Origin of the sequence: Brevibacillus sp. B_LB10_24 (assembly GCF_046036945.1) — a bacterium.
Taxonomy (GTDB): domain Bacteria; phylum Bacillota; class Bacilli; order Brevibacillales; family Brevibacillaceae; genus Brevibacillus_C.
The window spans coordinates 61,136-80,546 of sequence record NZ_JBJQOQ010000016.1 but is presented as its reverse complement, the minus strand read 5'-3'; the positions used below and the strand labels follow the sequence as shown (position 1 = coordinate 80,546).

The window sequence follows — 19,411 nt, the reverse complement described above, 5'->3', positions numbered from 1 at the left end:
AATCTGAAAACGAAAATCGTCAAATTTCCACTCCCCTTATGAAAGTACACATCGCCGTCCTACTCCGACATAGAGCAAGAACGGCGACAACTTTTGAGTCATTATTTAAGCGGCGTTTCATCCGTATCACTTTGCATAGCTAAGAGGCCATTTCCGTCAACAGCTCGCCTAGTCGGTCGAGATTCTGTTCATTCCCTTCAACGCAGTAAGGCTTGGCTTTTTCGAATTCTTCTTTTATCTTGAAACGCTGACGGAATGTAACATTGGTACGGCCATCCAGGTCCTCGAAGGAAGCCGTTATGCGAAATTCGTGACCGGATAGATGATCAAGCACGATCCGCTCAAGCGGTACGATCTCAACAAATTCGTTATGGTTCGGGTAATCCACGCCATCCGGTCCATGCATGGTGAATTTCCACGTGCCGCCTGGCTTTATATTGCACTCGTGAAACGTATTCGTAATTCCATGCGGCCCCCACCACCGAGCCAGCAATTCTGGGGTTGTCCAGGCTCGAAACACAAGCTCCCGGGGTACGTCGAACACGCGTGAAGTAGATAATTCAGTCTCACCTATTGTCATACTGATTCCTCCCCTTCCAATGACTTGCCAAGTGCGTCCAACATGATGTTTGTACCGTGTTCCCGTATTTCCGGCGTATCGTGCCCGTCAAAGAAAGCTCCTTGCTCGGTAAAAATCAGTTTCGTGCCGCCTTCTACCTTGATAAGCTCGACTGTAGTATTCGAAACGGAGATGCGCGTGCTTCCCGAATCCAGGGTGTACGTATAGACAATGCGCTGCTCTGGAACAAGCTCCTGGTAGATGGCGTCAAAGGTAAAGATCGGCCCCTCCGGCGGCCCGCCGGTGCTATATTCGCGTCCGCCAACCCGAAATTCGAAGATGTCCGGCTTCGAAAACCACTTGGCTTTAGCAACCGGGTCGGCCCAGGCTTGGTAAACACGCTCTGGCGAAGCGGCATAAGTCCGCTCGACGGCGAAGGTCGCATGCTTGACGAATCGTTCGTTCATTGATTTTCCTCCTTAGGTTTTGGCATTCCGCTCTCCTCGTTCAAAAAGTCTCCCAACAGGTCCAAATGTCGCTCCCAAACCGTTTGCCGCTCAATGACCAGCTTCTCAAATGACATTTTCATTGCCTGCAGAAGATTCGTAAAGTCTTCAACCGTTAATTGCGCCTTGCCCTGCATCAGCTTGGATACATGTTCGAGCTGCTCCAATAGCTTCTGCTGCAATTTGATCTGCTCTTTGATTCGGTTCATCTGCAGGTTGACGATCTCGAGCGGACTGATTTGTCCGTCGGTTAAAACCGATTTAATCTCCTCAAGCGACAACCCCAGTTCCTTTAGCGATAAAATCTGGTGCAAACGCGACAAGTCCGATTCGCTGTACAGTCTGTGGCCGGATTCCGTCTGTCCCGACGGAGAGAACAACCCGATCTGATCATAATACCGCAATGTTCGTACGGTAAGCCCCGTCAGATTGGCGAGGTCCCCGACCTTCCAATACCTCTTCATTCACCATCTCCACTCTTTGGCGCTAGCTTTATACCGGTTGCTTCATTATAAAACCTTACGTTACGTAAGGTTCAAGTAATTTTTTTGTAGTCATGGATTCCGCTAAAAGCTGGTCATGTATTTTTTGTCATAATGAAAAAACCCTCCAAAAGGAAGGTTTTTTCCATTTACCCTAATTTTCTTTGGCAGTTTCACTATATTTTTTAAAATTGTCTAGAATCGCCTGCCAGCCTGCTTCTTGCATCTCAATGGGATTGGTGCTTTCTGCTTCGAAAGTTTCAATTACCTTCGTGTCGCTTTCTTGACTAATAAAAGTGATCGAAACTTTTCTTCCATCTCCCAGCGTATAAGAAATAAACTCGTTTGTTCTCACCTCATCATAAACTCCACCAAAATCAAATCCAAAGCTGCCATCCTTAGCTTCCATTCTAGTAAGAAATCTCCCGCCAACCCTTAGATCATTTTCGGCATGTGGCGCGTGCCAGTCATCAGAAGCATTGCACCATTTTGTTATATGGCGCGGCTCATTCCAATATTCCCAAACTTCTCCAACCGGTGCATGAACTGTGGTTTCTACCGTTATTGTTGCTTTATTACCTGTCTCCATCTTACATTACCACCTCGCTACGAAGAATCTAAATCTTTAGTCAATTATATAATAACTTCATATAATGGTTCCATATAAAATTCTTTTCTTTTCAATCTCTTTACATAGAAACAATTGTCCATTGATGAAAAAGTTTAAGCAACATTTTTCATCAATGGACAATTGCTTATAATCCAAAGTATTAACTAAAGACCGGTTCTTTTTCGCTTAAACCCAGCGTCTGCGCTGTTGAAGTATAAATTTCCTGGAAAAGCTCTGGGTTTTCCACGAGTGACACGCCATAAGATGGAATCATTTCTTTTATTTTCGGTTCCCACTCTTTCATATGTTGCGGGAAACATTTTTCTAATACCTCAAGCATAACGTGAACGGCAGTAGAAGCACCCGGAGAAGCGCCAAGCAGCGCAGCGACCGAGCCATCAGCAGCACTGACAACTTCCGTACCGAATTGCAGTGTTCCCCTGCCAGCCTCAGTGTCTTTGATAACTTGCACCCGTTGTCCCGCTACTACTACATCCCAATCCTCGCTTTTCGAGTTCGGAATAAATTCGCGTAATTCTTCCATGCGCTGTTCATTCGATAACAGTACTTGCTGGATCAGGTATTTGGTCAATGCCATCTCTTTTACGCCTGCCGCCAACATCGTGATGACATTATGCGGTTTTACGGAACCGATCAAATCAAAATTTGAACCCGTTTTTAAAAACTTTGGCGAGAAGCCGGCAAACGGTCCAAACAGCAATGTTTTTTTGTTGTCGATATATCTTGTATCCAGGTGCGGAACAGACATGGGAGGAGCCCCGACCTTGGCCTTACCGTATACTTTTGCATGATGCCGCTCTACAACTTCCGGATTGTTACATACCATAAACAGTCCGCTTACCGGGAATCCCCCAATATGCTTTGACTCAGGAATCCCTGTTTTTTGCAGGATAGGCAGGCTTCCTCCCCCGGCGCCGATAAAGACGAATTTTGCCGTATGGGTTTCGATTTTACCGCTGTCGATATCTTGCACTTTTACTTCCCACAAGCCGTCGCTCGTACGTTTCATATCCTTAACGCTATGCTTGTAATTGATCTCGACGTTTTTGCTCTTTAAGTGGTCAAACAACATGCGTGTCAAAGCACCGAAGTTGACATCCGTTCCAGAATCGATTTTTGTTGCCGCAATCGGTTCATTCGTTGTACGGCCTTCCATGATAAGCGGAATCCATTCCTTCAGTTTTTCCGGATCATCGGAAAATTCCATGCCTTGAAACAGGGGATTGTTTGACAGTGCTTCAAAACGTTTTCTCAAGAAGGCAACATTTTTTTCCCCTTGTACGAGACTCATATGCGGCAATGGCATGATAAAGTCCTGCGGATTGCGAATCAGATTGCTGTTTACAAGATAAGACCAAAACTGTCTTGAAAGCTGAAACTGTTCATTGATTTTTATCGCTTTGCCAATAGCTATAGATCCGTCAGGTTTCTCGGACGTATAGTTAAGCTCGCACAGTGCAGAATGGCCCGTACCTGCGTTATTCCATTCGTTCGAGCTTTCTTCTCCTGCGTTTGCAAGTTTCTCAAACACTTTGATTTCCCAATCCGGTGCTAACTCTTTCAGTAATGATCCCAAGGTCGCACTCATGACTCCGGCACCAATTAAAATAACGTCTGTTCTTTTTTGTATGCTACTCATGATAACCTTCCTTATCCCCTATATTTGGACAATAGAGTAGGCGCTCCTGCTTAGGTATTACTAAAAGCAAGGCGCCACCGAGGAACACACCTTATCTGTCTCAAGTATAACTATACCATAGTCTATTATAATGATTAATAGATTAAAATATCTACTGTTAGCTGATATTTATCGTCTATTTATAGCTGGGAAATCTGGTAAAAAAGTGAGCAATCCGTTCGCAAGGCCCTGGGAACACAAAAAACCAAGGCCTTACCTTTGCTTTTTGCAGCGGTTAAGGATTTGGTTTGGCATTAGTAAACCTACGCCTTCCAATTTTAACCACTACTTGATAAGGCTCTCAGTGCAATTTGTATCCGAAAGTTTTTTCAACTGATTAGTACCTCCCCAAAAAAAGGGCGGTATATGTCTACCACCCTTTTATCCTTTCTATAAACTATTTGGTTAAAACCCTCGAATATTGTATTGTTTAGTAAGAACAATTATTTTTCAATTTTTAATGTTGCTGGGCATAAACCACTTTGGGGTCCTTAACTCTATAATAAATTACCCCACCGTTTTGCGTAGTCTTCTCAATTAGGCCTATTCTCTCCATACCTATAACGTAGTTTTGTGTTGATCCCCCTGTTTTTGCTTTTTCATTAAGTTGATTCCTAGTGAAAACAGGACTATCTAGTTTTAAAAGATGGGCAGTGTATGAATAAAAATCCATAGAGTTAGCCCGAGCGTTTTGCTTTCTTGGGTAATACTCAAAATAATTAAACGTTGTTACAAAATCAACAAACGCAGGTTCAATTGAAGTTAGAACAATTCTATTAGAGTTGGGGTTCAATTTATATTGGCTTCTCATTAATTTGTTAAATAAATGCCACAAATCACGAGGGTTATTATTGGCTAATTGAAAAATCTTATCCTCTAGCTCCAATGTTAATTGTTCACTAAATAATTCCCTGAAATCTTTGATCTTCCCATTGGTAAATATCTCCAAACGTTTATTTAGAACTGCTACTAGGTCAGCTTTGTACCAATTCAATGTTGGGCAATTATGTTTTTGGGTTCTTACATGTTCTACCAGGTAATTAAAAGGAGTCGACCACATAGAAACAACTATTTGAATTGATGGATTAAGTAGTAATTTGTTATCAGTCAAAATAGGCTTTACAAAATCCGCTATTTTTTCGGAATTGTTGTCAAGTCTACCATCTTCGTCGAGTTTATCAAGTAAAAGGACAGTTTTTTCATAACCTAGTTTAGATATTACTTTTAGCACGTCATTTAATAATTGAAAATTTATGTACATATCATTAAAACTATCGTCAACTGTCAAAGGTAATTCCGGAAAGAAAGATTTAATATTTACTTCCGAATTAAGATCAGGCAGGCCTTTAAAATGTTTAGCGATATATTGATCTATTAGTGTAACTCCCACTGTTGCTCCCCAATTAAATATACCTCTCAAGAAATTATATACGTTCCGTCCTACTCTTTTAAGATTAGATACCTGAAGTCTTTCAATTTTCTCCTTAATTATTCTTTTTGATACTATAGGAACGAAATTACTAAGAAGATATGAAAGTAAAACTTTATCTTCTTGATCCAGCCTTTTTAATCTTTTGGTTTCTAAAGCAAGTTCTTCAAAAAGAACTATTGAAATATTCATAATCAAGAACTTGTAAAAATCACCCAAGTTAAAATCCAATTTTAGAGAACTAAAATCATCGATAGAACAGAAAATGGTTTTCTGCTTATCAATTTCTCTATCGAAGTCTAATAATATTGCTGTTTTTCCTGTTCCCCTATTACCAATAAGGATCATAGACTGGTTCTGATGAAATCCTTGAATTATAGGAGAATAGTCACTTGGGGGCACGAATAGTTCAGACTCTCTGCCTTTTTCGTTTTCAGTTGTATATGTTGAAAACGGGTATTCTGTAAATCCAAAATTACGTATAAATTCCTCAAAGGTCTTCATCTATAACCACCCTTATTTGTCGAACTTCTACTTACAAGGTCCTATTGCCTACATTATATAATAATAAGGAAAAAAAACCTATTTTCGTATAGGTATTTGTATTTAGTGACACTGATGAATTATCTAGTAAATGAAGGCATTTTAGTTACATTAACATCGAACCGACATGAAAAAGCTCCCCTTAAGTAACAGGTTTTATAACTTCACCAGTCTACTTAATGGGGAGCACACCAAACAGGGCCGATTACTATCGACCCTGTTTTTTAATTCAAAACAGTAATTCCATATTTTCCACTACATAATCAGGATAAATTTGTACTTTTTCTATATCTTCCTTACGAGAGGCCCCCGTTAAGACAAGGCAAGTTCGAAAATGATTGGCTTTTCCTAACTGGATATCCGTCTCGAGACGGTCGCCTATGATGATGCAGCGATCGGTCTTCATCTGTAATTTTTCAAGAACCTTTTCTGCGTAAAAAGAGGAGGGCTTCCCTACAATTTGATCAATTGATTGACCTGATGCAACCTCTATTGCGCTAGCAATCGCCATTGTATCGGAAATGAAACCTCCAGGAACCGGGCAAGCTGGATCGGGATTGGTCAATATGAGTTTTGCGCCATTTCGTACCGCATTCATTGCGAAATTGAGCTTCTGATAAGTAAAAGAACGGTCTAAACCGACAAGAACGTGCGTCGCCTTCATCGGATCTTTTGTTGTGCTTAACTGAAAATGGCTAAACTCCTCCTCAATCGCTTTTTCACCGACAATATAAACAAGAGCGTCAGGATGTTCCTCCATAAAATATACAGCAGATACATAAGCAGCAGTCATTACTTCTTCAAGATTGGCGGCAATCCCCAATTTCCGTAAGCGGCTTTGACATTCCCGTCTCGTTAAAGTGGGCGAATTGGTGATAAACAGTATTTTCTTGTTGTTCTTTCTCAAGCGGTCAAATGTTTCCTTAACCCCAGGTAAAAGCTCATCCCCAACATAGATCGTTCCATCTAAATCAAAGCAAAATGCATCAAAGTCGTGAATATTAACCAACGTATGACTCCACCTTTATTTAGCAAAAATCTCTTTAAAGATGTATTTGGAGCATATTCCAAAATGTACTGGCATTATTCGTATACAATCGAAAGGAATCATTACGCTAACTCTTTTGGATATCCGATCGAATTGGTTGTTTCGCGGTCAAAAAGATGAATATGTTTCATGATTGGCCTTACGTACACCACCTCCCCTTCCGCCCAATGTTTATCATCACTGATCGCAATAATTTCATGACCGTGTAAATCGACATAAATCACCGTAACCGCTGCCCAGGTTTTCCACATATTTTACGGTTCCTTGCAAAGCGTTTTCTTCAGCCGTTTTAAAAATTTCCAGATGCTCGGGGCGAATGCCAAACACAAGTCTGTCTGCCCCGCTTTGGTCAATTTGTTTCACCCACATTTGATTCAATTGAAAAGGCTGCTTGCCAATCAAAACCGTGTCATTTTGATAATCGACATCTAGCACATTGGTCGGTGGTGAACCGATAAACTTTGCAGTGAAGATGTTCGCCGGACGATGATAGACATTTTCCGGGGTATCAAGCATTTGCAATTTCCCTTCATGCATTAAGGCAATCCGGTTACCGACCGTCATCGCTTCAATTTGGTCATGTGTTACATACACAATCGTTTGTTTGTACAACTCATGAATTTTGACTAGCTCCTTCCGAGCTGATACGCGCAGCTGTGCGTCTAAGTTAGATAATGGTTCATCAAGCAAGAAGTAATCTGATTTCTTTACAACTGCCCTGGCCAGTGCGACGCGTTGTCTTTGTCCGCCAGATAAATCTTTTGGCAATCTGTTTTCATAGCCTTTTAGCTTTAACATGTCTAATGCCGCATGCAAGCGAGCTTTCATTTCCTCTTTTGGAACCTTTTGAACTCGTAATCCATACGTAATATTGTCAACTACATTCATGTGGGGATATAGGGCATAGTTTTGAAATACCATGGCAACATCTCTTTTTCCGCTGGGAACATCATTTACTTTTCGGCCGTTCATATATAAATTGCCTGAAGTAATATCCTCAAGCCCTGCAATCATCCGCAGTGTCGTTGATTTGCCGCATCCAGACGGTCCTAGTAGAATGAGTCGTTCGCCCTCTTTTATGGTGAGATGTAACCCTTTTACAACCTCTGTTTTCCCATAAGATTTGTAGACATTTTCAAATCGAATTTCCTTCATGGTAAATCCCCCATTATTTAATTCCTGATGACGCAAATGTTCCGATAATGTACCTTTGGAAAAGTAAATACAAGGTTAAAGGAATGATCATGGTCATAACGGACACTGCCATCGCTACAGTGAAGTTCGTTCCGCCTTCTGAGCTGATATACATTTGTAAAGCCAAGGGCAACGTGTAATTTTCGGTTGTTTTTAAGATCAAGACTGGCCAAACATATTCGTTCCATGAGCTGATAAAGAACCAGATTCCCGTTGACGTCACAGCTGGCCTGACTAGCGGAAGAACAATATCCTTCATGATCCGGGCATGGCCCAAATCATCTAATCGCGCTACTTCGATTAATGACAGGGGGATCGTTTTCATCGATTGTCTTATTAAAAAAATCCCCATCGCATCAGCAAGCTGCGGTAAAATAACGCCCCATATACTATCTGTTAAACCGATCTTGGAAATAGCCAAATAGTTGGGAATCATCGTAACCGTAAAGGGAATAAAGATGGTGCTAATCAGCAGAAAATACAGGAGATTCTTCCCTTTAAATTGAAAAAAGACAAAGGCATACGCAGCTAAAAAAGATGTCAACAGCTTAAAAATGGTCACAACAGATGCGATGATGAACGTATTTGCCGCTATTTTAAAAGCCGGTAGGCTCTTAAAAAATGTTTGATAGTTTTCCAGCGTAGGCTGAATCGGAATGATATTTACGACATTGTTATACGCCTCTTGCAATGATTTAAATGAAGAGCCGATGGCGAAGATGATCGGAAACAGCAAAATACAAATGGTAATGATAAAAACAATGTGCCAAGGTACCGAAATGAACCGATTAATTTTCATAGTAGATACCTCTTTCAACGAACTTACATTCAATTATCAAGAGCATCAGGAAAATAATCATGGTTAATATCGATAAGGCTGCCGAATGACCTGTCCGATACAAGACAAACGCTTCATGGTAGGCATGATAAATCGCGTTCGAGCTGGCATAATTCGGCCCTCCTTGCGTTATAACCTTTATCGGTGTAAACACATATTGTAATCCTTGGACGATCGTAATAATAAATACATAGATACCGGTCGCACTACTCATCGGTAAAACGATCTGAAAAAAGATTCTCCATAACGGAACATGATCCAAACGGGCCGCTTCAATTAATTCTCGAGAAATACCGCTAATCGATGCATAAAGAACGATAAAGTTATAGCCGAATACCTTCCAGGAAGTGATTAAGCTTAATACGAATATGACCCAGCCATCTAATTTGCTCCAAATCGGCATTTCAATCCCAAACCAGCCAAACAGGATCGAAACAGGTCCAGAGATGGGATTTAAAATCCACGTAAACAGAATGGATCCTACCACTAAAGAAATAAATGCCGGCAAAAACAGAGCCCCTTTATAAAAGCCGTTCCATTTTTTCAAAACCATATCAATCACAAAAGCAAATACATACGGCACCAGACAGTTTAAAATGAGCAGGATCACAATATACAGAAACGTATTGCCCAGGATCTTATATGTTTTCGGATCTGATAACACATCCATATAGTTTTGAAACCCGACAAATTTTTTGATGGGACTAATCATATTCCAATCAAAGAAGCTCAGGTAAATGGTATAAACAAACGGCCAAAACATGAAGATAGCAAAAATCAAAATGGAAGGAAATAATAAACAGTATGCTTTCCAATTCTCTCTGTTCAGTCGCCTTATTCCTGCCGTGATAGCACTCATTGTTTTTATCCTCCAAGCCTTAATTGTGAAGGTGACTTCTAACAAGTCACCTTCACCAATCCCCTGCATTGCATTCGTTACTTTAATAGTTCATTGATTGCTTTTTCTGTTGATTTCAAGCCTTCTTCCACCGAAACTTTTCCACCCAGAATTTGATCACGAACATCTAATAAAAGTTGTTCTGCTTGCAAGCCGGCGTCACCTGGGAATGATGTCCAAGGAACAACACCCTCCATTTGTTCGACGGCTGCATTCATCATCTGATTTTCTTTCAAGAAAGCTTTCAAACCATTTTCCGCTTCAGCCACATCTTTACGCGGCGGGACATATCCTGTTCCTTCCGTCCATTTCGCCATGGATTCAACACTGTAAAGATACTTCATAAATTCCCATGCTGCTTTTTTCTGATCTTCATCTTTCGCCGTAATTGCTAGCATCGAACCACCTGCAGGCAGCCTTACCGGTTTTCCTTCCCAAGCTGGTGATTTAATCGCTGCTACATCGAACTTTGCGTTTGTTTGAATGTTTGAACGCCGTGCAATCGTTGTATACGCCATTGCTATATTTCCATCGATAAAACTTTGTACACCTTCATCCCAAGATAAATGAGCGGCTGATTTATCTTTTAAAACCATATCAGCCAATAATTGATAAGCTTGAATTCCTTCTTCTGAAGCAAATGTTGCTTTGCCGTCCGTGATCATTCTGGCCCCGTTACTTTCGAGTACGGATTGCGTAGCCCAGTTATCTGCCGGTTCTTGTACATACAATCCGTATTTACCCGTTTTGTCCTTGATTGTTTTCGCGAATTCCTTTACCTCTTGCCACGTCTTTGGGCCATTTTCATCCAATCCGGCTTCTCGTAAAAGATCCCTATTGATATAAAGAACAGGTGTACTTAACGAGTAAGGAATCCCTACTTGTTCTCCTTTGGAGTTTTTCGCCAAACCTAATACATTCGGTAAGAAGTTATCATGTAAAAAGGTTTTATCTTCCGGAAAGTATTGATCAATGATTTCTTGGGGCGGAGTATACGCAAAATTATTCGAGAAATAGTTTAGAAAAGCCCATCCAATTTGTACGACTGCTGGTGATTTCCCAGCGGCTGCTTCCGCCTGTAAATTTTGCATTAACCCTTTGTACATATCTGGATTAAATTTCGCAACAACCTCTGTTGTCTTGCTTTGTTGATTAAACTCTTTCACTAATTCTTCAACGGTTTTTCCGCCTTGGGTCTCTGCGTTAACATGCCAGTACTCGATAACCGTTTTCTTATTTTCTTGCGATCCCGTTTTGCTTGCTTGATTACTTTGATTACCTGTTGCTTGATTATTTCCACATCCAGCTAGGACACATATGGCTAGGAATGCACTGAGTAACTTTGATAGTCTCTTCATTTCTCCTACTCCTTTACACTTTTATTTTTTGGAGCTTCCAAACTATCCATTTGGATCATTCACAGTCAATACTTGTCCTACTCACCTCACATAGATGCAAAGTACAAAGAAATAAGACCTCTAATAAAATGTATACATTCTATACATTTTGTTGGAGGTCTCTCTGTTCGCACCAGCAATCTATTCACTTTATGTCTCTACTATAACCAATGAATATGAATGTAATATCAATTACAGGTAAACGATTGTATATATTGTGCAAATGAAGCGTTACAGGTTGTTTACATTCCACTTCCACATTTCCGCATTTGAGGTAGTAACGGCCATTGCCCCATGATCAAGCGCCTCCTTTGCATGCTCAGGCGAATTTAATAGACCGCCTGTTATAACAGGAACCGGTGATACCTTTGATAATCTTTGTATAAAATCCGGCGCCCTGCACGGCATGACCTCAATCATATCTGCCACAATTTGATCGTTGATGGCGTCCTTTTCCAAATGTGTAAAAACGTCCGTATCGATTAAAAAGACCCGCTGAATCACATACAACCCGCTTGTTTTTGCCTTTTTAATAACACCGGATTTTGTTGTCACGATTGCGGATGGTTTCACATTTCTTTTGATAAATTCAATCCCGTCATGATCCATTTGTAATCCCCCAATCTTATCTACATGAAGGATTACTGGCAGGCCATGCGACTGGAAGAAATCTACATATCTTTTTACCGTTAAAATTGTTCCGGTCATGAGCAGGACCGCACTTAGATGATCTTTATACAGTACCGCCTGCTCCATATTTTTGGGGTCCTTTATCGCTGCCACCATTTTGTATTTTTCCAGTCTGCTTAGTAATTCGGTCCCTTCATTCATTTGTTTTTCCCTTCTTTTATTCAGTATGCCGTTATGGTCTGTCTACCTATATAGTAATAATCCAATGTATTCATTTGTGTAAATTTCACTTTGAATCCTTGTTAATACTATGTAAATACTTTGATAATAACGAAATTCAATAGGCAAGTAGGTGTATATTATGATTGATTTGCAATACCAATGAGGGGATTGAGGAGAACCATGAATGAACATATCATAGCCTTACTATTAGGAATCGTAGAAGGAGTCACTGAATTTTTGCCGATATCATCTACTGGTCATATGATTTTAGTTGGCAGCTTATTAGGGTTTGAAGGTGAAAAGGCCAATACTTTTGAAGTAATCATTCAACTTGGTTCTATGCTGTCTATTTTAGTATTATATTGGAAAAGATACCTTTCTCTATTAAATTTCAGTTCAATCGGAAAACCAGAAAAGAAATTAGACGCGATTCACATCATATTGGGGGTCGTACCTGCTGCTATAGTAGGTCTATTGCTGCATGACTTCATTAAAAACCAACTTTTTTCACCTAAAGTTGTGGTAGTCAGTCTTGTGGCAGGAGCCATTTTGATGATATTTGCCGAAAAAAAACATGGAAAATTCACCTCTAACACCGTTGATGAATTGAGTTACAAGCAAGCTTTTACCATTGGACTATTTCAATGCTTAGCCGTAATCCCTGGTTTTTCTCGTGCTGGATCGACAATATCCGGGGGATTACTAGTTGGTGCTAATCATAAAACGGCAGCCGAATTCTCCTTTTTGGTTGCACTTCCTATTATGGTGGGTGCCACTGGCTTAGATTTTATGAAGAGTCTACATTTTTTAGATACAAGCGACATTCCGATGTTCGCGATCGGTTTTATCACTGCATTTGTTGTAGCAATGTGTGTAGCAGTCTTGTTCCTTAAAATACTAGGGAAGATTGGTTTAACCGTTTTTGCCTATTATCGAATTGTATTGGCTGCCGTATTCATTGTTTTTGTATTGCTTTAAATAATGGCGAGTTATGATTTGTTTCGTCAGGTTCTCCTTAGATTTTCTACATGCAAAAAAGGCTTACTCCAACATCAAACAACTGGAATAAGCCTTCTAAGTGTGGTTTTATCATTATCGATCACCCAATCGGGTTCCATCAGGCCTCTTTCTTCTGTTCTGGTTTACGAGAACGTTTGAAGGCAAATAAAAGAAAGACTAAAAGGCCACAGGTGCCGATCCAGATTAAGACGAATGTCGGATGATTCATGCGTAGCCTTTGCCCAAAGAAGAACAACTCGCGCAGCCCTTCAAGTGAATTCCCGTTTGCACTATGCGTACCGATTGCATTCACTTGGATAACTTCGCTAACGATTGGTGAAGCTAATGCAGCGGCTTGTTTCGTTAAGATCGCAGCGCCTTGCTGATCGAAAGTCGCCAATAGCTCAGTCCGCATCTCCTCGTTTATGCCACTAATCGCTTGATTCAGCATTTCTCCAGCCATACTCGATGCCGATGCATTCATGCCTTGGTTGACATAAATCCGCACCCGGGGTGAAGACGGATCCGGCGTCATCAACGATGCTTGCTTCTTGCTAAAATCCTTGGGAATCACGAATGCAGCATAATATTCCTGGTTATCGAGTCCTGCTTTTACTTCTTCTTCGCTACCAACTTCGATCCATTTCATCGCCGGCTCTCCATCCGAATTTGCAGAGGTTGCCGACTGAATGCTAGACACAACTGTCTCGCCCATATTTACGTTTGAGGTCGTCAAGCCTTGATCCTCATTCACAATGGCAATGGGCAGGTTATGAGCTTGCGATTCAGCTGCACCAACCTCAAAATCTACTGTTCGAATTCTTTCGTTTTTCTCCCGGCAGTATGGCCTCGATGACGTCCCAATGTTCGGCGATCTTTCCATTCTCCACGCGGAACAAATCGTAGAAAGCGGTAGGCTGACCATCGAAGAGGCCCTCACTCACCGTAAGCACAAAATCGCCTTGTCCGATTACCTGATGGACATAAGTATATTGAAATTCAATATTTTTCTCCTCCAGCGCCTGTAAAGCAGCATGAAGACCGGAAAGGCCGTCTGCAATATGTGGACTATGCTGAATGTAGTTATCGCCATCAAAGTAAGAGGCAAGCAGGTCGGGGTTCTTACCAAGCAAGATGTTCTCAACATAGCTTTTGACAAATATTTTGTTGGCATCCGTCTTGTCGATATCCTTAATCGTGACCGGTCCGTCAATCATCGTATGATTACTTGGTGTCTTTTCCGCCATCTCTTGCAAATTGTCCCAATGCTCGACGATTAGTCCATTCTCAAAACGGAAGATATCAAAGGCGATTTTAGGGCCGTGAAAATCATATACAGAATGAAGAGCCACATAATCTCCGTCGACTAATGTACGCTTAATGCTTACCTTTGTACTAATTTCCTTTAAATGATCAAGTGCACCAAGCATGGCTTCACGACCATCGGGTAAGGCCTGGTTGTGCTGAATATATTGATCTGGATGAACGTAAGCCGTAATCGCTTCGGGGTTGCCGCTCTCTAAACTTTCCAGCACGGCGATTGCCTTACGTACAAGCTCATTTTGATGATTGAATGTCATTGGAATATCCTCCTTAGAGTTTATAGTCATTAGATAAATAATGAACAATACGTTGTTTATTTATCTGTCGCTGATTATAATGGAGGTTAATATAACGATCAATATTCAATATTTCTAGTTTTGAACGATAACAGACAACTCATAAAACTTTGTCGCTTAACGACTCTAAATAAATTTAGGGGAGAACGAAAACAATGAACAAGAAAACCGACTTAAGAATACTTCGCACGAAACAATCGATTCGAAAGGCGTTTTATGAGCTTATTCAGGAAAAAGGATATGAAGCGATAACGATCCAGGATATTGCCGATCGGGCTATGATCAATCGAAACACTTTTTACCTCCACTACCAAAATAAGCCTGATCTATTAGATACATGTATGAATGAATTGTTGAGCGAATTAAAGGATGCAGTCGTTCTTTGTCCCATCAGCATGAATCCTTTCAGTATTTCTATTCTCGAGACAGTCATGCAAACTGTACTGGAACATATTTCGCGCAACACCACCTTTTACTATGCCATGTTAATTGAAGAGAATAGAATCTATCAGTTTCGAGTAAAAATGGAGAATATCATTAGAGATAAATTAAATGGGGGATGGAATCCTGCTCAGGGAAATTCCCTTTTAACGATATCCAAGGAATTACTGCTCGAATACCTCGTATCGTCTTTCATGGGTATTGTAATTTGGTGGATTAAAAACGAAAAACCCCTTCCTGCAGATGAAGTTTCATCTCAGTTTAGTAGAATCGTTGCTTACGGGCATTTGAAAGCTGCCGGCATCACCGTCGAGGAATAAAATAAGCGAGGGTAGAAGGAGCACCGGTTTCCTTCAACACCTTGACTGCAAAATATTTTTTAACCGTCACTTATGATAAGGCTCACCTTAACGAGTCTAAGGCGAAAAAGTAAGAAGGAGCTTGTCGCGCCGCGACAGCTCCAAGAAACCCCAAGTTGGTTAACCGTAGATCTACTTCTATTCTCTTCGCACTCCTTTACATTCGCCGCCAGATGTTTTTTACATCCGTGATTCTCCTGGTTGCAATACCCCGCTTCTGAGACAGCCCTTGTTTCATTTTATCCCGATTCTCCTAACGCTTACCGCTTCTTCCTCGTGAACAATAACCCGAATACGGACAGAACACCTAAACCGCCGGTACTATAAATATTGATGAGCACTCCCCGGTTCCCCGTTCCCCTACCGTAGCACGTCGACATGCTCGATGTTCCGGATCGCCATATACGCGACGGCCGCTCCGAGGAGTGCCAGGCCAATCGGCACCGCAATGACGGAGTATAAGGTGAAGCCGTCGACGTTTTGGCAGACGAGCGCCACGACGATAAGCGACGACACGATCGTAGCCGCGCCGGAATGCTTACGCATGCCGAAGTACAGCGGAATCAGGCTTAAGAAGCTGGTCGCCAGCGCGCTCATGACGACCGTCAGCAGAGATTTGGCTGCAACTGACCATGTTAATGGCTCCGGAATAACAGACGCGAACAGATTTAATATATAAAAGCCAAAGCCAACAAACAGGTTTGCCGCAATATCCGCAACTAGCGTAAACAGCACGACGACAAGCAGCTTGGCCGCGATCAGTTTTTTGCGATTGATCGGGTACATAAACAGCACCGTGATCGATTTGTTGCGAAACTCGTCAATGACAAGCCGTGAAATGAGCACCGAAGCGAACACGATATACGTCCCCCGAACGAAAGTATCGATAACGGAGAACGCCATGCTGTAGTCCGTAAAAGACACCCCTTCTTTAATTTCTTCCGTCAGACTGATCAAGCAGATTAAACCTAAAATCACGATATTGGCGATCATCGCCGCCCGAATGTAAGACCCTATGCGAAACTTGCGCATTTCGAGCTTCATGAGCTTAAGCAACAATGCCACCCCCATTCAGGATGGACAGGAAATAATCCTCGAGCGACCCTTTTTTCTTATGAACTGCTTCGATCGCGACATCGTTTATCACCAAAACCTTCATCAGCTCGCTTTGCGGAATGTTGCAATCGTAAACGCGGATTTGGCCTTCGTCGGTGATGCGAACATTGGATATATGCAAATGGTTTTCAAGCACGTAAGCCGCTTTACTGCTTTCGTTCGTTGTAATTTCGATATATTCCATCGTTTGCTTGGCGATATGGTCCATCGAAACCTCCTGCAGCAGCTTGCCGTCGTTCATGACGGCGATCGTGTCGGCGATCAGCTCGATTTCCCCAAGTATATGGCTGGAAATGAGAATCGTAATCCCATATTGCTTGCACAGTATTTTGAACAGATCGCGAATCTCCTTGATGCCTAACGGATCGAGACCGTTAATCGGCTCATCGAGAATTAGCAGCTCCGGTTTCGTCGTGATCGCCCGCGCGATGCCAAGCCGTTGCTTCATTCCCAGTGAAAACGCCTTAACCGCTTTCCTGTCGATCCCCTTCAAATTCACCAGCTCAAGCGCCTCGTCGATCGACTTTTTGTTATGGTAGCCCATGTATTCGCAGTGCAGCTCCAAATTTTCGCGGGCCGTCAGCTTTTCGTAAAAAATCGGGCTTTCGATGATCGTGCCCATCCGCCCCAGCAGCCGATACGACGTATCGGTCAACTTTTCGCCAAAAATTTCAATTTCGCCCGCCGTCGGCTTCACCAGGTTGGTGAGCATTTTCATGACCGTTGTTTTGCCCGCTCCGTTCGGACCGAGCATGCCGTATATTTCACCTTGCTTGATGTTCATATTGACGTTCGAAACAACTTCCTTGCCCTTGTAAGCCCGGGTCAGCTGATTCGTTCTTACGATATGCGTCATCGTTCGATGCCTCCTTCGTTCGTTACAAGCTTTAGTGTAAGCATCGAATTTTGCTTTTTTCTTACCCGATTCTTACAAAATTCTTAAGTCGCGAAGGCGATACGTTTCAGCTTGATGGTAAACACCGTTTTTTCGTAAGGCTTGCTAAGGATGCGGATCGTCCCTTCTTGCGCTTCGACCAGCCTTTTTGTAATCGTCAGCCCGAGACCGCTGCCCTGATAGGATTTGTTGCGGGAATCCTCCAGCGTGTACATCCGCTCGAACACCCGGTCTTGATGCAGCTCGTCGATCCCTTTACCCCGATCCCATACATCCACGTACACAAACTCGTCGTCACTCCTCAATGTTAATCCAACCGCCATTCCCTCCCCGCCATGCTGAATTGCATTCGCGATCAAATTGTTCAGGACGCGGTCCAGCGCTTCCACGTTGCCCCACGCAAGCAGCGGCTTGTCCGGGATCTCGATGATGACTTCGAAGCCTTTGGCCGTCAGCGTGTCGTAGAAGGCCAGTATATTTTTTCCGCAAATATCGTTCATGTGAATCCGTGAAAGCGGAATCGACTTGTCCCCCGACTCGAGTCTCGCCAAATCGAAAAACTGGCGGATCATCTCCAGCACCTCGTTTGCCTTGGCGTGCACCTTGGACAGCAGAACCTTTCTTTCTTCCGCGTTCATATCCGGGTCTAGATTGATCGTTTCGATATAACCAAGCACGACGGTAAGCGGCGTCTTCAAATCATGCGAAATGTTCGAGATCATTTTACGCATCGACTGCTCCATCTTCAGGAAATTCGCCGCCCTTTGCTGGTTGTGCTCCAGCAAATGATTGATTTTGTTCAAGATCGGTATCAATGCGCGATCGTCCGTAAAAACGAGCAGCTTCTCGCTTGTGCCGCCCGTAATAATATCGTTTAATTTGTTGTGTATTTGCTCCAGATTGGAGCTTCTAGTTCGATAGGCACGGTATTGAATCACAATCACTACTGTCAAAATAACGACGAGCACAGCTAGCGCGATCACCATGTCATTGACCTTCCCACTTGTAGCCGATGCCCCACAGCGTCTTGATATACCGCGGCTCGGATGGCTTGTCTTCGATTTTTTCGCGCAATCGGCGGATATGGACGTTAATGACGTTTTCGTCGCCGTAATACTCGTCGTTCCATATAAAACCGTACAGCTGCGCCTTCGTGAACACGCGATTCGGGTTTGTGGCGAACAGCTTCAGGATTTCAAATTCTTTAGCCGTCAGCTTCAGATCGACATCGTTTTTCGACACTGAAAAATTGTCCAGATCAATGCGCAGCTCGTCGAATATAAGCACTTTGGTCTGATCTGCAGTCGCGGTCCCGGCCGGTCCGGCATTTGAATAAGTCGTGGCACGGCGGATCGCCGCTTTGATCCTGGCCGACACTTCAATGAGAGAAAACGGCTTCGCGATGTAATCGTCGGCACCGAAGCCGAGACCGATCGCCTTATCGACGTCACTGTCCTTCGCCGACATGATAAGGATCGGTACCGAGCTGTTTTCTCTGATCAGCTTAATCACCTCGATACCGTCCAGCTTCGGCATCATAATATCGACAAGGACGACATCGAAGGCGCTTTGCCGGAACAGGGCGATACCGTCCACTCCGTTAAACGCCGTCGAGACGTCGTAGCCTTCTTTAACCAGATAATTTTGCAGCATTTCAACGATTTGGGTGTCGTCCTCGATCAGCAATATATTGTGCGCCATGTTGTTCTCCCCCCACTATATCCATACTGAAAAGTATAGACCGTGGCAGGCGGAATGCCTATACTTTGCGCAAAATAGAAAGAAACCCCTTGAACTTTCCACACCTAGCAAGCAGCTAATATCAGAAATTTCGCCGTTACTTATGGTATGGTTCTCCGCTCGTCACTAACTGGTAAAGCGGTAACTATGAGTTCATCGTCTTCTATAAACCAGAAGACGATGTTTT

General features: G+C 42.5%; 20 protein-coding genes. 2 read left to right on the top strand and 18 right to left on the bottom strand.

Features of this window, described 5'->3' with window-relative positions; all coding sequences use genetic code 11:
- Positions 1 to 139 precede the first annotated feature (139 nt).
- From ACI7RC_RS15765 to ACI7RC_RS15710, 12 genes are all read right to left on the bottom strand, one after another.
- Positions 140 to 580, bottom strand: a complete 441-nt coding sequence (locus ACI7RC_RS15765; RefSeq protein WP_408109186.1) for an SRPBCC family protein — start codon at positions 578 to 580, stop codon at positions 140 to 142.
- Positions 577 to 1,026, bottom strand: coding sequence for an SRPBCC family protein (locus tag ACI7RC_RS15760; protein WP_408109185.1), 450 nt, complete (start codon positions 1,024 to 1,026; stop codon positions 577 to 579). Before ACI7RC_RS15760 ends, ACI7RC_RS15765 begins: the two co-directional genes overlap by 4 nt.
- Positions 1,023 to 1,529, bottom strand: a complete 507-nt coding sequence (locus ACI7RC_RS15755) for a MerR family transcriptional regulator (RefSeq protein WP_408109184.1) — start codon at positions 1,527 to 1,529, stop codon at positions 1,023 to 1,025. The genes ACI7RC_RS15760 and ACI7RC_RS15755 overlap by 4 nt, the downstream gene beginning before the upstream one ends.
- 172 nt (positions 1,530 to 1,701) lie before the next feature.
- Positions 1,702 to 2,136 carry an SRPBCC family protein gene (locus ACI7RC_RS15750; protein WP_408109183.1) on the bottom strand — a complete coding sequence of 145 codons (435 nt, stop codon included), beginning with the start codon at positions 2,134 to 2,136 and terminating at the stop codon, positions 1,702 to 1,704.
- Positions 2,137 to 2,317: 181 nt separating this feature from the next.
- On the bottom strand, positions 2,318 to 3,817 hold the full coding sequence (locus ACI7RC_RS15745) for a malate:quinone oxidoreductase (protein WP_408109182.1): 1,500 nt from the start codon (positions 3,815 to 3,817) through the stop codon (positions 2,318 to 2,320).
- Positions 3,818 to 4,313: 496 nt separating this feature from the next.
- Entirely contained in the window at positions 4,314 to 5,789 is a 1,476-nt protein-coding gene (locus ACI7RC_RS15740) for an anti-phage protein (protein ID WP_408109181.1), read from the bottom strand.
- A 268-nt stretch (positions 5,790 to 6,057) separates the two neighbouring features.
- A complete protein-coding gene (locus ACI7RC_RS15735; RefSeq protein WP_408109180.1) occupies positions 6,058 to 6,837 on the bottom strand; it encodes an HAD-IIA family hydrolase in 780 nt (259 codons plus the stop codon).
- Between the two features lie 234 nt (positions 6,838 to 7,071).
- Positions 7,072 to 8,031 carry an ABC transporter ATP-binding protein gene (locus ACI7RC_RS15730; protein WP_408109179.1) on the bottom strand — a complete coding sequence of 320 codons (960 nt, stop codon included), beginning with the start codon at positions 8,029 to 8,031 and terminating at the stop codon, positions 7,072 to 7,074.
- Between the two features lie 13 nt (positions 8,032 to 8,044).
- Positions 8,045 to 8,869, bottom strand: a complete 825-nt coding sequence (locus tag ACI7RC_RS15725) for a carbohydrate ABC transporter permease (protein WP_408109178.1) — start codon at positions 8,867 to 8,869, stop codon at positions 8,045 to 8,047.
- Positions 8,859 to 9,767: a carbohydrate ABC transporter permease gene (locus ACI7RC_RS15720; protein ID WP_408109177.1), complete on the bottom strand. Its 909-nt coding sequence runs from the start codon at positions 9,765 to 9,767 to the stop codon at positions 8,859 to 8,861. The genes ACI7RC_RS15725 and ACI7RC_RS15720 overlap by 11 nt, the downstream gene beginning before the upstream one ends.
- Before the next feature lie 77 nt (positions 9,768 to 9,844).
- Positions 9,845 to 11,164 carry an ABC transporter substrate-binding protein gene (locus ACI7RC_RS15715; protein WP_408109176.1) on the bottom strand — a complete coding sequence of 440 codons (1,320 nt, stop codon included), beginning with the start codon at positions 11,162 to 11,164 and terminating at the stop codon, positions 9,845 to 9,847.
- A gap of 270 nt (positions 11,165 to 11,434) precedes the next feature.
- On the bottom strand, positions 11,435 to 12,034 hold the full coding sequence (locus tag ACI7RC_RS15710; protein WP_408109175.1) for a glycerol-3-phosphate responsive antiterminator: 600 nt from the start codon (positions 12,032 to 12,034) through the stop codon (positions 11,435 to 11,437).
- A 201-nt stretch (positions 12,035 to 12,235) separates the two neighbouring features.
- Between ACI7RC_RS15710 and bacA the strand changes: the two genes are divergently transcribed.
- The gene (bacA, locus tag ACI7RC_RS15705) at positions 12,236 to 13,033 is read left to right on the top strand and encodes an undecaprenyl-diphosphate phosphatase (RefSeq protein WP_408109174.1); all 798 of its coding nucleotides are present in this window, start codon (positions 12,236 to 12,238) and stop codon (positions 13,031 to 13,033) included.
- 139 nt (positions 13,034 to 13,172) lie between these two features.
- Here bacA and ACI7RC_RS15700 read toward each other — a convergent pair whose 3' ends face one another.
- Together ACI7RC_RS15700 and ACI7RC_RS15695 are read right to left on the bottom strand one after the other, a co-directional pair.
- The gene (locus tag ACI7RC_RS15700; protein WP_408109209.1) at positions 13,173 to 13,937 is read right to left on the bottom strand and encodes a YhgE/Pip domain-containing protein; all 765 of its coding nucleotides are present in this window, start codon (positions 13,935 to 13,937) and stop codon (positions 13,173 to 13,175) included.
- Positions 13,855 to 14,634, bottom strand: a complete 780-nt coding sequence (locus tag ACI7RC_RS15695; RefSeq protein WP_408109173.1) for a nuclear transport factor 2 family protein — start codon at positions 14,632 to 14,634, stop codon at positions 13,855 to 13,857. The genes ACI7RC_RS15700 and ACI7RC_RS15695 overlap by 83 nt, the downstream gene beginning before the upstream one ends.
- 194 nt (positions 14,635 to 14,828) lie before the next feature.
- Between ACI7RC_RS15695 and ACI7RC_RS15690 the strand changes: the two genes are divergently transcribed.
- On the top strand, positions 14,829 to 15,434 hold the full coding sequence (locus ACI7RC_RS15690) for a TetR/AcrR family transcriptional regulator (RefSeq protein WP_408109172.1): 606 nt from the start codon (positions 14,829 to 14,831) through the stop codon (positions 15,432 to 15,434).
- 399 nt (positions 15,435 to 15,833) lie between these two features.
- Here the strand turns inward: ACI7RC_RS15690 and ACI7RC_RS15685 are convergent, their stop codons facing one another.
- From ACI7RC_RS15685 to ACI7RC_RS15670, 4 genes are all read right to left on the bottom strand, one after another.
- The gene (locus tag ACI7RC_RS15685) at positions 15,834 to 16,538 is read right to left on the bottom strand and encodes an ABC transporter permease (protein WP_408109171.1); all 705 of its coding nucleotides are present in this window, start codon (positions 16,536 to 16,538) and stop codon (positions 15,834 to 15,836) included.
- Entirely contained in the window at positions 16,522 to 17,445 is a 924-nt protein-coding gene (locus ACI7RC_RS15680) for an ABC transporter ATP-binding protein (protein WP_408109170.1), read from the bottom strand. The genes ACI7RC_RS15685 and ACI7RC_RS15680 overlap by 17 nt, the downstream gene beginning before the upstream one ends.
- An 83-nt stretch (positions 17,446 to 17,528) precedes the next feature.
- Entirely contained in the window at positions 17,529 to 18,470 is a 942-nt protein-coding gene (locus ACI7RC_RS15675) for a sensor histidine kinase (protein ID WP_408109169.1), read from the bottom strand.
- 1 nt (position 18,471) lies between these two features.
- Positions 18,472 to 19,185: a response regulator transcription factor gene (locus tag ACI7RC_RS15670; protein WP_408109168.1), complete on the bottom strand. Its 714-nt coding sequence runs from the start codon at positions 19,183 to 19,185 to the stop codon at positions 18,472 to 18,474.
- Positions 19,186 to 19,411 lie beyond the last annotated feature (226 nt).

What these genes read in the sequence shown, in the direction of transcription:
- ACI7RC_RS15765 (WP_408109186.1), bottom strand. Translation starts at nt 580, where the DNA reads ATGACAATAGGTGAGACTGAATTATCTACTTCACGCGTGTTCGACGTA.
- ACI7RC_RS15760 (WP_408109185.1), bottom strand. Translation starts at nt 1,026, where the DNA reads ATGAACGAACGATTCGTCAAGCATGCGACCTTCGCCGTCGAGCGGACT.
- ACI7RC_RS15755 (WP_408109184.1), bottom strand. Translation starts at nt 1,529, where the DNA reads ATGAAGAGGTATTGGAAGGTCGGGGACCTCGCCAATCTGACGGGGCTT.
- ACI7RC_RS15750 (WP_408109183.1), bottom strand. Translation starts at nt 2,136, where the DNA reads ATGGAGACAGGTAATAAAGCAACAATAACGGTAGAAACCACAGTTCAT.
- ACI7RC_RS15745 (WP_408109182.1), bottom strand. Translation starts at nt 3,817, where the DNA reads ATGAGTAGCATACAAAAAAGAACAGACGTTATTTTAATTGGTGCCGGA.
- ACI7RC_RS15740 (WP_408109181.1), bottom strand. Translation starts at nt 5,789, where the DNA reads ATGAAGACCTTTGAGGAATTTATACGTAATTTTGGATTTACAGAATAC.
- ACI7RC_RS15730 (WP_408109179.1), bottom strand. Translation starts at nt 8,031, where the DNA reads ATGAAGGAAATTCGATTTGAAAATGTCTACAAATCTTATGGGAAAACA.
- ACI7RC_RS15725 (WP_408109178.1), bottom strand. Translation starts at nt 8,869, where the DNA reads ATGAAAATTAATCGGTTCATTTCGGTACCTTGGCACATTGTTTTTATC.
- ACI7RC_RS15720 (WP_408109177.1), bottom strand. Translation starts at nt 9,767, where the DNA reads ATGAGTGCTATCACGGCAGGAATAAGGCGACTGAACAGAGAGAATTGG.
- ACI7RC_RS15715 (WP_408109176.1), bottom strand. Translation starts at nt 11,164, where the DNA reads ATGAAGAGACTATCAAAGTTACTCAGTGCATTCCTAGCCATATGTGTC.
- ACI7RC_RS15710 (WP_408109175.1), bottom strand. Translation starts at nt 12,034, where the DNA reads ATGAATGAAGGGACCGAATTACTAAGCAGACTGGAAAAATACAAAATG.
- bacA (WP_408109174.1), top strand. Translation starts at nt 12,236, where the DNA reads ATGAATGAACATATCATAGCCTTACTATTAGGAATCGTAGAAGGAGTC.
- ACI7RC_RS15700 (WP_408109209.1), bottom strand. Translation starts at nt 13,937, where the DNA reads ATGGAAAGATCGCCGAACATTGGGACGTCATCGAGGCCATACTGCCGG.
- ACI7RC_RS15695 (WP_408109173.1), bottom strand. Translation starts at nt 14,634, where the DNA reads ATGACATTCAATCATCAAAATGAGCTTGTACGTAAGGCAATCGCCGTG.
- ACI7RC_RS15690 (WP_408109172.1), top strand. Translation starts at nt 14,829, where the DNA reads ATGAACAAGAAAACCGACTTAAGAATACTTCGCACGAAACAATCGATT.
- ACI7RC_RS15680 (WP_408109170.1), bottom strand. Translation starts at nt 17,445, where the DNA reads ATGACGCATATCGTAAGAACGAATCAGCTGACCCGGGCTTACAAGGGC.
- ACI7RC_RS15675 (WP_408109169.1), bottom strand. Translation starts at nt 18,470, where the DNA reads ATGGTGATCGCGCTAGCTGTGCTCGTCGTTATTTTGACAGTAGTGATT.
- ACI7RC_RS15670 (WP_408109168.1), bottom strand. Translation starts at nt 19,185, where the DNA reads ATGGCGCACAATATATTGCTGATCGAGGACGACACCCAAATCGTTGAA.